The sequence below is a fragment of the Microcoleus sp. OTE_8_concoct_300 genome (genome assembly GCF_031383065.1).
In the GTDB taxonomy this organism is placed as follows: domain Bacteria; phylum Cyanobacteriota; class Cyanobacteriia; order Cyanobacteriales; family Microcoleaceae; genus Microcoleus.
Map to the genome: position 1 here is coordinate 1 of NZ_JANMZH010000892.1, position 14,395 is coordinate 14,395.

Annotated in this window: 11 protein-coding genes and 1 pseudogene; 10 read left to right on the forward strand and 2 right to left on the reverse strand. The window is 44.6% G+C overall.

Features of this window, described 5'->3' with window-relative positions:
- The 9 genes from ACUVJL_RS38735 to ACUVJL_RS38775 form a co-directional block, all read left to right on the forward strand.
- Positions 1-1,393: helicase-related protein (locus ACUVJL_RS38735; RefSeq protein WP_445250664.1), on the forward strand; the 1,393-nt coding region annotated here is incomplete at its 5' end.
- Positions 1,394-1,700: 307 nt separating this feature from the next.
- Complete coding sequence (locus ACUVJL_RS38740) at positions 1,701-1,976, forward strand: hypothetical protein (RefSeq protein WP_445250665.1); 276 nt, start codon at positions 1,701-1,703, stop codon at positions 1,974-1,976.
- Entirely contained in the window at positions 1,973-4,039 is a 2,067-nt protein-coding gene (locus ACUVJL_RS38745; protein ID WP_445250666.1) for an AAA family ATPase, read from the forward strand. Before ACUVJL_RS38740 ends, ACUVJL_RS38745 begins: the two co-directional genes overlap by 4 nt.
- Positions 4,029-4,685 carry a Uma2 family endonuclease gene (locus ACUVJL_RS38750; RefSeq protein WP_445250667.1) on the forward strand — a complete coding sequence of 219 codons (657 nt, stop codon included), beginning with the start codon at positions 4,029-4,031 and terminating at the stop codon, positions 4,683-4,685. The genes ACUVJL_RS38745 and ACUVJL_RS38750 overlap by 11 nt, the downstream gene beginning before the upstream one ends.
- 12 nt (positions 4,686-4,697) lie before the next feature.
- Positions 4,698-5,018: a nucleoside triphosphate pyrophosphohydrolase gene (locus tag ACUVJL_RS38755; RefSeq protein WP_445250668.1), complete on the forward strand. Its 321-nt coding sequence runs from the start codon at positions 4,698-4,700 to the stop codon at positions 5,016-5,018.
- Between the two features lie 92 nt (positions 5,019-5,110).
- A complete protein-coding gene (locus ACUVJL_RS38760; RefSeq protein WP_445250669.1) occupies positions 5,111-5,581 on the forward strand; it encodes a DNA phosphorothioation-associated protein 4 in 471 nt (156 codons plus the stop codon).
- A 10-nt stretch (positions 5,582-5,591) separates the two neighbouring features.
- Positions 5,592-6,638: an endonuclease/exonuclease/phosphatase family protein gene (locus ACUVJL_RS38765; protein ID WP_445250670.1), complete on the forward strand. Its 1,047-nt coding sequence runs from the start codon at positions 5,592-5,594 to the stop codon at positions 6,636-6,638.
- Positions 6,639-7,100: 462 nt separating this feature from the next.
- A complete protein-coding gene (locus ACUVJL_RS38770) occupies positions 7,101-8,369 on the forward strand; it encodes an RNA-guided endonuclease InsQ/TnpB family protein (RefSeq protein WP_445250671.1) in 1,269 nt (422 codons plus the stop codon).
- A 505-nt stretch (positions 8,370-8,874) separates the two neighbouring features.
- Positions 8,875-10,815 (forward strand): alpha-amylase family glycosyl hydrolase, encoded by a 1,941-nt coding sequence (locus tag ACUVJL_RS38775; protein ID WP_445250672.1) that lies wholly within the window; start codon positions 8,875-8,877, stop codon positions 10,813-10,815.
- Positions 10,816-11,132: 317 nt separating this feature from the next.
- Here ACUVJL_RS38775 and ACUVJL_RS38780 read toward each other — a convergent pair whose 3' ends face one another.
- Entirely contained in the window at positions 11,133-12,725 is a 1,593-nt protein-coding gene (locus tag ACUVJL_RS38780; RefSeq protein WP_445250673.1) for a DGQHR domain-containing protein, read from the reverse strand.
- Between the two features lie 250 nt (positions 12,726-12,975).
- Between ACUVJL_RS38780 and dndB the strand changes: the two genes are divergently transcribed.
- On the forward strand, positions 12,976-14,112 hold the full coding sequence (gene dndB, locus ACUVJL_RS38785; protein ID WP_445250674.1) for a DNA sulfur modification protein DndB: 1,137 nt from the start codon (positions 12,976-12,978) through the stop codon (positions 14,110-14,112).
- 31 nt (positions 14,113-14,143) lie between these two features.
- Here dndB and ACUVJL_RS38790 read toward each other — a convergent pair.
- Positions 14,144-14,395, reverse strand: a pseudogene (locus ACUVJL_RS38790) (hypothetical protein); the annotation flags it as partial.

The window sequence follows — 14,395 nt, forward strand, 5'->3', positions numbered from 1 at the left end:
GATCGAGCTAGCCTCGATCAATGCCCGCTTGCAGGTCGAAATTGAGGAACGCCAGCAAGCTGAAAAAATTATCCGTCAAGAGCGGGACTTTAACTTAAAGATTATCGAAAATTCTCCGATTTTTTTTGTGGCGATCGACTCTGAGGGTAAAATCCTGCGGGTGAATGACTCTATGCTGCAAGCTGTCGGCTATACTGCTGCAGAAGTTACGGGGAAAGATTACTTAGCTACATTTGTACCCCCAAGCGATCGAGCCGGATTGCATTCAATTTTTGAGCGCGTCACAGCGAGTGAGCAAACGGTTAACGAACATCCCATTCTCACAAAGTGCGATTCCCTACGGGATAGCTGCGCTTCACGAGCATTTCTCACAATCATCACCACTAACGCCACATTAATGTCCGATAGCTTGCAATCGCAACTGCGCTATTTCCCAGAAAAAACCCTGATTATTGGAGACGAAGTTCACAACTTAGGTGCGCCCCGTTTAGGACAAAGTTTGCCGCGCAATATTGGACTGCGGCTTGCCCTTTCCGCCACCCCAGAAAGGCATTTTGACGAACAGGGAACCGAAGCTATTTTAGATTATTTCGGCCCTGTTTTGCAGCCGGAACTCACCTTAGCCGATGCCATCCGCAAAAAAGCATTAGTACATTATTTATACTATCCGATTTTAGTAGAATTGACCGAAGCCGAAACGCGCAAATATTCCCGCTTAACTCAAAAGATTGGCTGGGCGCTTTGGGGCGATGAAAAAGTAGAAGAAAACGATGCTTTAACGAGTTTATTAATGCAGCGGGCTCGGTTAATTGGAGCGGCGGCTAATAAATTAGTAGCTTTGCGAGAATTAATGATTCACCGTCTCGACACAAGCCATACTTTATTTTACTGCGGCGACGGTGCGATCGAAGGAGGTGCGCGCCGAAATAACAACCGCCAACTAACAGAAACCGCGAAGTTATTGGGTTCAGAATTAGGCTACCGAGTTAACACTTATACTGCGGCAACTCCTTTAGCAGAAAGAGAACGATTGCGCCGACAATTTGAGAGTGGAGAATTGCAAGGTTTAGTCGCGATTCGCTGTTTGGATGAAGGCGTTGATATTCCAGCAATTCGCCATGCTGTAATTTTAGCAAGCAGCAGCAATCCGCGCCAGTTTATTCAGCGCCGGGGACGGATTTTGCGGCCACATCCGGGGAAGGAAAGGGCAACTTTATTTGACATGATAGTTTTGCCTCCTGATTTGGGCAGAGAAACCTTAGAAGTGGAGCGCAATTTGCTGCGAAAAGAGTTGAAGCGGTTCTTGGAATTTGCCGATTTAGCCGACAATGCTGGGGAAGCTAGAGTGAAATTGCTGCAACTTCAGAAGCGTTACGGGCTATTAGACATTTGACATTTATTAAGGTTCGGTTTATGTTTTAGAATAGAGAATTATTTGATAGCAGTTTGAGTTGCTAGTTTAGTTCGCGATCGCACGCAGAGTTCAGAAACCTAGTTTCTTTGTAGATTTCTCGTGATATCGTTTCCGGTTGCATCGGAATGATTTAACCACAGAGGGCGCAGAGAACGCAGAGGGAGAGAATACAGAGATGAATAATTCCGATGCTACCGGATTTGATATGACTCTTCGCAAAACTCGTAGAAACCGGGTTTCTCGCCCATGAGCCTAGGCCCTGTAGATTTTAATATGTGAAAAAAAAATGACTGAAAATATGACGGAAAATCTGATTATGGCATTTAGATATGAAGATAGCGCGATCGCAGCCGTACAGACAAGCATTTTAGCAGAAAAGCGTTCTGCTTATCAAACTCATCAGGAATTCAGCGACGTACAGCAACCAATTACTAGCGCGCCACCGGAAGTACGTCAAATTATCGAGCGGGTATTGGAAATTGAAAAAGATAAGTTGTACATGAGAGCTCCCCGCCACATTAACGATGACATTTTAAAAATCATTAAGCAAGCAATTGTATGAAGTTAATCTCAATTACTCTGTGCAACTTTCGTCAATTTTACGGCAAAACTCCCGAAATTAAACTCGCTTCGGGCGTAGAAAATATTACAGTAATTCACGGTAATAACGGCGCTGGAAAAACGGCTTTGATGAATGCCTTTACGTGGGTACTTTACGGAAAATTTAGCGCAGCTTTTGCGGCGGAAGAACAATTAGTAAACAAGCGCGCTCTGGCTGAGGCGGAAATGGGAAAAGCCGTAGGTTGTTGGGCGGAAATTGTGTTTGAACACGACAGCACGCGCTACCAAGCAAAACGCATCTGTCGTGCTTATAAAAGTGAAAATACTGTAGAACATGGCAAGAATGAATTGTTTCTGAATATAGCAAAAGATAACGGTCTCTGGCTGAAGCCGGATCAGCATCCCGATGATATTATCGGGCGGATTTTGCCGGAAAGTTTACATAAATATTTCTTTTTTGACGGGGAGCGAATCGAGCAAATTGTCCGGCACGACAAGAAAGCAGAAATTGCTGAAGCTACTAAGGAGTTGCTGGGGGTGGAAGTGTTGAATCGCTCTCTCCGGCATTTAGGAGAAGCGAAAAAATCTCTGGAGACAGATTTAAATATAATTGGGAATGCTGAAACGAAGAAATTTTTAAAAGACAAGAAAAAAATTGAGCAAGAAGCTGAGCAACTTTCAAGCAGACAAGTAGAAATCGAAGGGGAATTGGCGAACCAAGGGGAGTTAAAAAAAGCAGTTAATGGTAATTTGCTGGAACTCAGCGGTGCTGGCGATTTGCAAAAATTGCGAGACGAATTGCAAAAGCAGCGAGATTTATTGAGGCAACAATTTGTTCTGGCTTCAGATGCTATCAAACGAGCAATTTCTGGGCGCGGTTACGCGGTATTTCTGTCAGATGCGGCGGCTGAATTTGAAGTAATAGTAGGAGGTTTGCGGGAAGGCGGCTCGTTGCTTTCGGGGATTCAGCGACCGTTTTTGGCAGAGTTATTAGCGCAGCAGCGGTGTATCTGCGGTGCGGAATTAGTGGAGGGTTCTGAATCTCGCCAACAGGTTAGCGGTTGGATGGATAAGGCGGGTGTTGGCGATGTGGAAGAAACAACTATTCGGATTAGCGATCGGGTAAATGAAATTGAGAGACAAGTGGCTGATTTTTGGGAGGAAATTGATCGACACCAAGGCAATATCAGCCGCGACAGAACCGAACTTTCTCGGGTGGAAAATCAGTTAGACGATATTCATAGCAAGCTGCGAAATTTTCCTGACGAGGATGTCAGCCGCTTGCAAAAGCGCTTGGATGAAATTGAGGCAAAAATTGGCGATTTGCACAGGGAAACAGGCTCTAATCAGCAGCAGATTGAGAGTTTGAATGCGTCGATCGCGAATCTGGACAAGCAAATCGACAAGCAGCAACTGAACGAGGAAAGGCAAGTATTAGCCCAGCGCCGGATTGCTGCGACTCAGGATGCGATCGATCGCCTAACTGAAGTGCGATCGCGCTTAGAAAAACAGTTTTCTTCTCAGTTGGAAAAACGGGTGCAAGATATTTTTAGTCAAATTTCTTTTACTCCTTACATCCCCAAGTTGAGCGATAAATACGAACTGACGCTAGTAGAAAATACGTCGGGACAAGAATCTTTGGTTGCCGCTTCTACAGGAGAAAATCAAATTCTCAGTTTATCGTTTATCGGCGGGATTATTGAGGGCGTGCGGGAGTGGAGTCAAAAAAATACTTTGATGGGTCCGGATAGCAGTACGTTTCCAATTGTAATGGATTCTCCCTTTGGCAGTTTGGACGAGATTTATCGCAAGCAAATCGCGAATAAGCTGCCGAAGTTGGCGAATCAATTGGTAGTTTTGGTAACTAAAACTCAGTGGCGCGGAGAAGTTGCTCAAGAGATGGAAAGTTCCATTGGCCGGGAATACGTGCTGGTGTACAATTCTCCGAAGGCTGATTGTGAAGAAGATGCGATCGAACTGGGCGGGACGCGCTATCCTTTAGTTAGGCGCAGTCCGAATGAATTTGAATATACAGAAATTGTAGAGGTGGATTATGGCTTCTAATTCGGCAATTACGCAGGTTTTGGAAACGGATATTTGGGTGAAGGCGACGTGGGAAGAGTTTCTAAATTTTGCTGAGGATTCAGCATGGGAAAAGGGCAAGTTTTATTACTATCAAGAACACATGAGGATAGAAATGTCACCAGTAGGGCCATTGCACGCGCGTCATAATTCAATCATCCCGTATGTAGTTATTCTGTTTGCTACATTGAAAAATATCCGAGTAGTTCAATTTGCTAATGCCAGTTTTAGGAAAGCAGGTATTCGCGAGTTTCAACCTGATTTAGCTTACTACATCGGTTCAGATTTGAGAGTTCCTCCTAATGACAGCAATTCACCTGTTGATTTGGATGAATACGATCCGCCTAATTTGGTAATAGAAATTGGGGCATCTTCTTTTAACGATGATTTAGGCAGTAAGCGGTTGCTTTACGAAAATGCAGGAATTAGTGAATATTGGGTTGAACGTGCAAACACGCGGGAGGTTTTTGCCTTTGCGATTAATGGCGGAGGTAGCGGGAGAATTCAAGAGTCGCGGGTTTTACCGGGGCTGGAAATCCGGTTAGTTGAGGAAGCTTTGAATCGGAGTCAAACAGAAGATGATGGGGAAATTAATCGCTGGTTGATTCAAATTTTTAGTCAAGGCTGAAAGGAGTTTGACGTGAAAAAAGAGTATCATAAGTTGGTGCGCGATCGCATTCCTGAAATTATTCGCAAAAGCGGGAATGAATGCGAGTTTGTAATTTTGTCGGAGGCAGAATACCGTCAAGCTTTGCTGCAGAAATTGATTGAAGAAGCGGGGGAAGTGGCCCAGGCCCACGAGGAAGATTTGGTGGCGGAATTGGCGGATTTGTATGAGGTGATAGATGCGGTGATAGCGAGTTTTGGCATTTCGGGCGATCGACTTTTGGCAGAACAAATCAAGCGGCGGGAAGCCAGAGGAGGTTTTGCACAAAAAATTATGTTGTTGCGGACATTCTGAAAATTATCTGCGTTAATCTGTGTTGATCTGCCTCTAATCTGCGGTTACTCTATCAATCCAATTACTCAGTTAAAAATTACATATTAATCCCAATGGCTGCTAACAAAATTAGAATTGCTAAAGATAAAGCGGAGTTAGTCAAATCATTAACTTTATCGGATAACAACACTGGCCCTTTCCAGACTTACGCCGATGTCATCGCTTTCGCCGCATCCTTGGGAAAGCAGCGGAAAAAACGATCGCCTTTGGGGGAAATTTCTAAACGAGAACCCGGTGCGATAGATGTTGATATTTTTGTATCGAGGGGCTACGATATGGCGATTAAATTAATTGCGATCGCCGAAACCAAAAATCCTCAAATTCTCTCCCATCTCGACGAACAATTGGAAGCCAAACGCTTGCAAATTTTTGAAGAATATGCTAATGGTGGACTGGAAATTTTGCGAGAAGAGTTGCGGGGTGCGGCGGATTATACCGATCACCTTTTGTTAGTTTTGATTTCTGAAAGAGACAATCAAGATCGGTCAAATGAAGAATTCGATTTAAGCAAGTTCTTATTCTAATAGATTTTCAATGAAGTATATACTACCAGAGATAATAAATAACGGGCTTAAGGAATCTGCAAAATTTTTCGCTTACAGCTACTCAGGATTCATTATCTGCTATTTCATTCTCAAAGTAATGTTTTGGGATAGACTGTGGATTATTGCCTTAATTACCACTTTTCTTCCCTTAATTTTATTCCCAACTTTCCTGCTTCCCATCATCGGCTTGTCAATTATCAAAAAAAGATGGTTCACTATTATTTCTGCGATCGCCTGCATTTTCTTAATAAGTTGGCTGCACTTTAAATACTTTTCTCCCGCAGCAATAAACATCACAAATTCGCAGCCCAGCATCAAAATTTTATCGCATAACGTCAGTTGGTCTACAACTCAGTCACCTACTTTAATTAAGCTGATTCAGAAGCAACAACCAGATATTATATTTTTACAAGAAATCGTTCAGAAACATACCAAAAGAACTTTCACCTCGTTAAAAGCAGACTACCCCTATCAAATTGGCACTCCCCCTGTAGGAATTCTCAGTAAATATCCGATTGTATCGAGCCAAATACTGCACTTAGCCGGTCATCGAGAAACGCAGCAACGGGCAATTATTAAATTTAACGAACAAGAAGTAGTGATTTATAATATGCAAGCTACCGGGCCCTGGTTTAAGAGAGATAAAATCTTGCGTTTTCTCAAAATTCCCGTTTACAAATATAGCAGACGCTCACCTGAAATTCAAGACTTAGTGCAGCGAGTTGAGCGAGAAACTCTGCCAGTAATTGTCGCAGGCGATTTTAATATGACTGACGAAACTCAAGACTATTATAGGGTGCAGAAAGTCATGCAAGATTCTTTCCGAAAGTCGGGATTAGGGTTTGGTTTTACCTGGCCTCACGGTTGGGAACTTAAGTTATTGGTAAAAAGGTCGAATTGGAGATTAAATTATCCGGTTTGCCGGATAGATTATATTTGGTATTCAAAGCATTGGGGTGCTAAATCGAGTTCGGTTTTGGAGGCAACTGAGTCCGATCATTTGCCTATAGCAGCAGAATTAATTTTGTTAAAATGAAAGGTATAAGCAACAGCATCAACCAAACTTGAGATCGATCGCCCGCTCTCGGAAAACTCCACTAATCAGGGTAATAGCCACAGTACATAATGGTATAATTTAAATCTACCCGTGCAGAATTTGGTAACGAGTATTATAGACCCCTACTCGCAGAAGACCCCCTACGCAGTCAAACAAAGGGCGGGTATCCTGGGATGTTGAGATGAAGAAGTTGAGTAGGTGGCGATCGCTGGCGCCACCCGCAATCGCTCATTTCCTACCGAAGTGTAGCTATTGATACAAGTAAAATATGGGCTCAAATCTATCTTAAATGCAAAAAGAGGACTCCCGCTATACCGAAGGTTAGCGGTGAGATGAATTTTTGCCAACCAATAAAACCGACCGAAGGGAGTCTTCTTACACGAGTTGAAAGCTTATGTAGATTAGATTATCATAAAGGTAGCATTAACAGAGGTCGAACAAATGCTAACCTTAACTTACGAGTACAAGCTGATCCCCCACGATCGGCAAATTAAGGTAATTGAACACACCTTGAATATTTGCCGTTCTGTCTGGAATTATGCTTTACGAGAACGTAAGGACTGGTTAAAGTCTCGCAAATCTCCTGTGAATGCTTGCTCTATAGAACAGGAATATATTATTCCTCCCGATCTACCTTACCCCAATTACCACAATCAAGCTAAAGCACTAACAGAAGCCAAGAAGACTAACGAAATTCTCAAATCAGTTAATGCTCAAGTTCTACAGCAAGTCTTAAGGACTTTAGATCGAGCCTTTGCTGATATGCAATCTAAGAATTTAGGGTTTCCACGCTTCAAAAATAAATACAGGATGCGCTCTTATGTGTATCCTCAAATGATTAAGGATTGTCTCAAAGCAAATCAAATTAAGTTACCACAATTAGGATGGGTAAAGTTTAGACGATCTAGAAAAATACCAGACGGATTTGAAATCAAACAAGCCAGAATTGTTAGAAAAGCATCAGGTTATTTTATGATGCTTTCACTGCAATTAGATGTTAAAATCCCTGATGTCCCGTTTCAGGGACATCCTTTAGGTATTGACTTAGGCTTGGATAAATTCTTAGCTACTTCAGATGGTGAACTTGTGGAAAGACCGCGATTCTTAAACCATCTACACCGTAAGCTTAAATTGCTACAACGCAGACTAAGGAATAAGCAAAAAGGGTCTAATAATCGTCACAAGTTAAACCAAAAAATAGCTAGATTACATCAACGTATTTCTGATACTCGCAAAGACTGGCATTTTAAGTTAGCACATCATCTCTGTGACCAAGCACAATCAATATTTATTGAAGATATTGATTTTAGGTCATGGGGTAGAGGAATGCTGTCTAAGCACTGCCTAGATGCAGCTTTTGGACAATTTGTTACCATCCTTAAATGGGTAGGATGGAAACGAGATGTTTATGTTGCTGAAGTTGATAAAAACTTTACTTCTCAGATTTGCCCAAATTGTGGCTCACATACAGGCAAAAAAACTCTTGATGTTAGAAAACATAATTGTCCTGAATGTGGATACAAAACCCATCGCGATGTGGCAGCAGCACAAGTAATCAGAAATAGAGGAATAGAAAAAGCGCTAGGGCATAGCGTATTAGAAAATGCCTGTGGAGATGGTCTGACGGGGGCGGTAACGCCTAGTCAAGAATCTGTGAAGCAGGAAATCTTAAATGTGAGTTTAAGAATCCCCCGTCACAGTGTAGCTTGACGGTGGGAGTGTCAAAGTACATCGCAAACAGTTAGTAAGGACTTGCAGGAAACATTGCAAGCAGTAGAAGCTGGGAGGATGTCAGACTACATTGAATTGAGAGGGTCAGAAATAAGCAGACAGTCAAGGCGCTATGCTGTGACCCTTGACAAAGAATCGCTCGACCGCTACTGAGTGGGTGTCAAGAAGCTAAATGAAACTGAAAAACCAGCCTTAACTCAGACTCGCACAGACATCAGCAATAAATAAAAAGAACCGATGACCAATTATTTTATAGCAAGGTTACTATAAAGCTTAAACCTATCGTGCAAGATTGGGCGATCGCTTCTTTGGAGGACAAAACACGATCGCCAGAACCAAACAGGAGGCTCAATGACATTGAGCCGATCGACTTTGCCAGGAGGCGACGGCCCGCCAACGGGGACTGGATGACAAAGTAGTCTTCGTTGGAAAATAGAGAAGTTTCACGCCCGCAATACCATTCACCAATCTTGAGGAAATTCCTATGACATTTGCGGATCAGAATCTAACCAAGAAGCGCCCAGATAGTTTAAAAGACTTTTCTTTACCCCGACGTGAGAGTTACTTTCCATCCTCTGCCGATTGGAGAAATGAAGTCCTCTATTTTCTCTTACCCGACCGCTTTAGCGATGGTCAGGAGGACAAACGCCCTCTACTTAATCGGCAGCAACTCAATCAGGCCCGACCTAATCTGCCGAATGGACAGTCTTGGCAATTTGACAAGTGGGCAGAATCCGGAGGCGATCGCTGGCAGGGTGGGACGCTCAAAGGATTAGAGTCAAAGCTGGATTATCTCAACCAACTAGGCGTGACAACGATCTGGGTAGGGCCAATCTTTCAGCAGCGGGGTCACTTGGATAGCTATCACGGTTACGGCATTCAAGATTTTCTAGAGGTCGATCCTCGCTTTGGGACTCGCCAAGATTTGGTCAGTCTGGTCAATAAAGCGCACTCCAAGGGGCTACGCATTATCCTTGATATCATTTTTAACCATTCAGGATCTAACTGGTTTTATGCTCCTGGTACCCCTGGGGGAGAATGGGAACCACCCTATACACCTGGTTGGTATCAGTTTGGCTCGTGGGTAGGCGATCGCGGACAACCCATTGCGGGGCAACCTCAAACCGAGGCGGAAGGAGTCTGGCCGATCGAACTCCAGGAACCAGATTGCTATACTCGTGCCGGAAAGGGCGATTTAGGGCGGGGGGATCTCGACGATCCCAATGCCGAATTCCGGCGTTCGGATTTCATTACGCTGCGTGATTTCCAGTTGGACTATCCCCATCTCTTAGATTACTTAGCCCGGTGTTATAAATACTGGATCGCCCTGACAGACTGCGATGGCTTTCGGATTGATACCCTCAAGCACGTTACCTACGAGCAAGCCCGAAATTTCTGCGGGGCGATTAAGGAGTTTGCGGCCAATCTGGGTAAGAGTGACTTCTTTTTGGTAGGAGAAATAGCAGGCGGAGACTACAACCAAGACCGTTATCTGGATGTGGTGGGGCAGAATCTAAACGCGGCTCTCGATATCGGCGAGATGCGGGTAAATCTTAACCAAGTGGCCAAAGGGTTCATGGCTGCAAGAGCCTACTTTAACGGGTTCGATCCAATGAACGCGGTAATGGGTTCACATCGGAATGTCGGGCGGCGCCATGTTTCAATTTTGGACGATCACGATCATGTATTTGGTGAAAAAATCCGCTTTTCCAGTGAAGCCGCATCGGATCATCAGGTGATTGCCGGAGTGGGATTGCAACTGTTCACGTTGGGGATTCCTTGCATTTACGCGGGAACCGAGCAGGCATTGGCGGGGCCAGAACCGTCTGAACGCAAGTGGTTGCCCGACTGGAAGGGATCCGATCGCTATTTGCGGGAAGCAATGTTTGGCCCCTCGCATCCCCGGCAATCTGGAGTAGCAGGACTACAAGCCTTGGATGAAAACTTACCCGGCTTTGGGCCGTTTGGGACAGCGGGTGCTCACTGTTTCGATCCGAATCACCCTGTCTATGTTCGGATTGCGGCAATGGCGACACTCCGCAAAAAGTTCCCTGTGCTGCGCTTGGGACGGCAGTATTTGCGACCAACCGCGATTCCTTTCTTGAACTTGCCCTTTGGCGATCACGGACTGAGTGGAGAAATTATTGGTTGGTCACGGGTTTTAGACGATGAAGAAGCGGTTTGTGTGCTAAACAGTCATGGAACGGATAATCGAGGAGCGAGAGTGCTCGTGGATGCCAATCTCAACCCGATCGGGAGTTCAATGACGGTAATTCTGAATACGGCCCAAGTAGGGAATCCGGGTTACACGGGTTCTCATCAGGTGGGTTCAACGGTGTCAGTGCAGCGACAAGATGGGACTGCCTATGTCGAAATTCAAGCGCTTCCAGCATCGGAATTTTTGATTTTGACGAATCATCCCTAAAGTCAAGCTGAGGCGCCGTGCGATCGAGTCAGTGCAGTTTCTACTCCACTGACTCGATTAACTTTGCAACCTAGAGTGCGATCGCAAATCTAGAGTACGAGAAAAACAATAAATTGCCGCAGCTATGTGCAGTCGATCGCCGATCGTGAAAAAACATTTGCCTGCATCGTGGCACGGGCGTCCCGCCTGTAGTTCCGAAGCGGTGACAAAATCATATCGTTTCCGGTTGCATCGGAATGATTTAACCGCAGAGGGCGCAGAGAACGCAGAGGGAGAGAATACAGAGAGGAATAATTCCGATGCTACCGGATTTGATATCAACTCAGCACTGGCGGCAATCCTACCTCTTGCGGCTGCACAAACCTGCCATTAAAACTAATAGCTTTATCCTCAAAAGTCCTGGCTTCCGCTACCGCTTGTCGCAAATGAGCTCGCTCCATATCGTCCTGAATTCCCCCCACCAAATATACAATTAACTTCGTCGCTAAATCCTTTCCAGAAACTAGCATTCGCTTTTTGTTCGGATCGTACAAAATCCCGTACCACGCAGACTCAGGATTGTCCATGTGGCTAAATCCTTCATCCACATCGAATCTGCGGAGTTTGTCGAAAATAGATTTCAGGGAAAGTTTCTTCCTAAATACTAGAATTCCCAAAGCATTAGCTAAAGCAACTTGACCGACTGGACGGAACAACATATTTCCCTCGCCCCCTGGCTTTTCAAAACTAAATCGGCGCAATTCAGTCGTTTCTTCGCCGCTTTCAATTCTTTGATAGCTGGGTAAAGTTGCTAAATGATCGAACAATTTTTTAAACTCCTCAATTCCCTCTTTTAGTTCTTCATCTTCGGGACGCATGGGAATTAAACCTTTTCGTTCCGGCTTCCAATGAGGAAATTTGTATTCTAAATACCGTTCGGACATATCTTGCAGCGCTTGCAATGTGGTTAAGACAGTTGATTTTGCTGCGACTGTCGCGCTGTCCCAATTGACGCGGGGATTTCTGTCTTCTTGTTCTTTTAATAAGGGATGGGTGACGGCAATTTTTCGGGCCGCGATCGCAAATCCGTTATCCTCGTTCAACAATGCTAGCTGACCCTGACTCAGCGTTACCGCCATTAGGTTAACGTGCACAAAGATCGATCGCACGCGCCGTTGTGCTTGCTGTCGCGTTTCCCCCGCTACCGCGGCCGGGATAAACTCAATTCCGATTTTTTCGTGAGCTAATTTATACACTGTTTCGGGGTCGATTTGATACTCTTCTGCTAAATCTTCCAGAGTAATTGCAGCGCCTACAGGTTTTTTATTTTTGTTGTATCTTTGCAGGATTCCGGTTTTAATTAAACTCATTAAACCTTGAACTCCCATCAGCCGATGCTGGCCGTCTAAGGCAAAAATTGAGACTTTTTGAGAGACATCCAAAAGCCCTAAGTTCTCATTTTTGTCAAAGGATGTAAATTCAGCAGCCGATTTGGTTGCTACGCCATTCTTATCCCATTCCTCCGCTAGAGGATTGTCTACCCACGGGGGACTGACTACTACTAAAACGGCGGGGAATTTGTGCGATTTTCGGGCTGCTAAATATTGAGTTAGGGCGGCTTGGCGCGACCAATCTAAGGGACGCTGGATAATTTCGTCAATGGTTTCGTCGTCGCGGACGATGTTGTTGGTTTGGAGGTCGAATTTTTGGCGGAAAAGCGGCATTTGCGAGGCGAAACGGACGCGAGAGTCTAACCATTCTAGGGTGACTGAACCGATGTATGCTTCGCTGTTTCCCATCTGGGTTTTTTGTACGAAAATGCGATCGTCCTTTCCTAAATAATTATCTAATAAAAGTGCGATTTCCTGTCTGTCGCTATTTTCTTTTTCTAAAATTTTTATAGCGAGGTCATCCGCTGGGTGGGTATTCATCGGCGGTTTTTAGATAATTAGGCTATTTTTTCAAAAAATATCATATATTAAACTTTATGTCAACACTTGTTTTTAAAAAAGCATTGTGAAATACTTAACTTATGCCCTAATAGCCCACTCTATAACCATAAAACTTGCAAATAGTCAATAGTTATTAATGCTTAATTTCCATGCCCCATGCCCCATGCCCCATGCCCCATGCCCCATGCCCCATGCCCCATGCCCCATTCCCAATGCCCCATTCTAAAATATGTCTACTCCTTCTTTTGAATACATTTTGCCGGTGATCCGGGGAATTCAAGCGGGCCGCGAATATTACGTGTCGATGTGTCCGGTGCGTTTTTTACCGAAATTGTTTCCCTTTGAATCTGAAGATTTGCCGCCGTCTATGCGGGCGAAACGCGCGCTTAACAAAGCTAGGATTCCCGAAATTGCTGATTATTTTGTTAAGAATCCTACAAATTATACTTGTGGGGCAATTGCTGCTTCGATTGATGCGGATATTACTTTTGAAGCAGTGGGAAATGAGGCCGAAGAACGGAAAATCGGTCGCTTGCGAGTGCCGATGGATGCTAAGTTTACTATTAATGACGGACAGCATCGCCGCGCGGCTTTTGAGATGGCTTTGAGGGAAAATCCGCAGTTGGGGTATGAGACGGTGGCGCTGATTTTGTTTCTCGATGTTGGGTTGGAAAAATCGCAGCAGATGTTTGCTGATTTGAACGGTTTTCAAGTTCCTTTGGAGGCGTCGCTAAGTCTACTTTACAACCACCGGGACGATCGCGCTTTTGTGGTGAAGGCTGTTGTTAAGCAGGTTGAGGTTTTCCGGTGTTTGACTGAGATGGAGAGGGGGAGTTTGAACGGGCGATCGCACAAGTTGTTTGCGCTGAGTGCGATCGATCGTGCTATTATGGCTTTGCTGTCTAATATTCACCGCAGCGAACAGGCAAAACCCTCTGGTTGTCGCACCAAAAAAGAACAGAAAGAGGAAGAACTCGCTCAAAGAATACAACTGGCGGTTAGTTATTGGAATGCTGTTAGCAATTTTATTCCAGATTGGCAATTAGTTCTGCACAAGCAAGTTGCGGCGGGGGAAATGCGCCGGGATTGCGTACACTGTCACAGTGTTGTGCTTGAGAGTTTGGGGGAAGTTGGGGCGGCTTTGCGATGGGTTTTTCCTGAGAGTTGGGAGGAACGTTTGAGCCTTTTGCAGCAGGTTGATTGGTCGATTTCTAATCCTGATTGGGAGGAAGGGATTTTGTTGAAAGGGGGGATTTCGCGATCGAGGGCGAGTGTTAGTTGGATGACTGATTATTTGAAGATGAAGTTGGGTTTGGAAACCGCAGATACAGCACAGGCGGGACGCCCGTGCCACCTGCGTTTGTAATTGCAGCGCCAAAATGCCGCCAAAAACTAGGCTAATTAAAATAGCGTCTGAATGGTTCTGCAAGAATGCCCAATATTTGGTCTAGCTGAGTAATAAAATATTCAGTCAAATCAATTTTTAACAACTGATTTTCTAGAATTAGGAATTTCCAGTTTGTACCAGTTGAAACTGCTCCATAAATTGCGGATTGTTCTTGCCCTTTGCGGGCATTAAATATTTGAGCTGCTGCCATCTGAGCCGCACACTGTCCCAATCCTATTCTAATATCGTTGTCTTTTGCTTC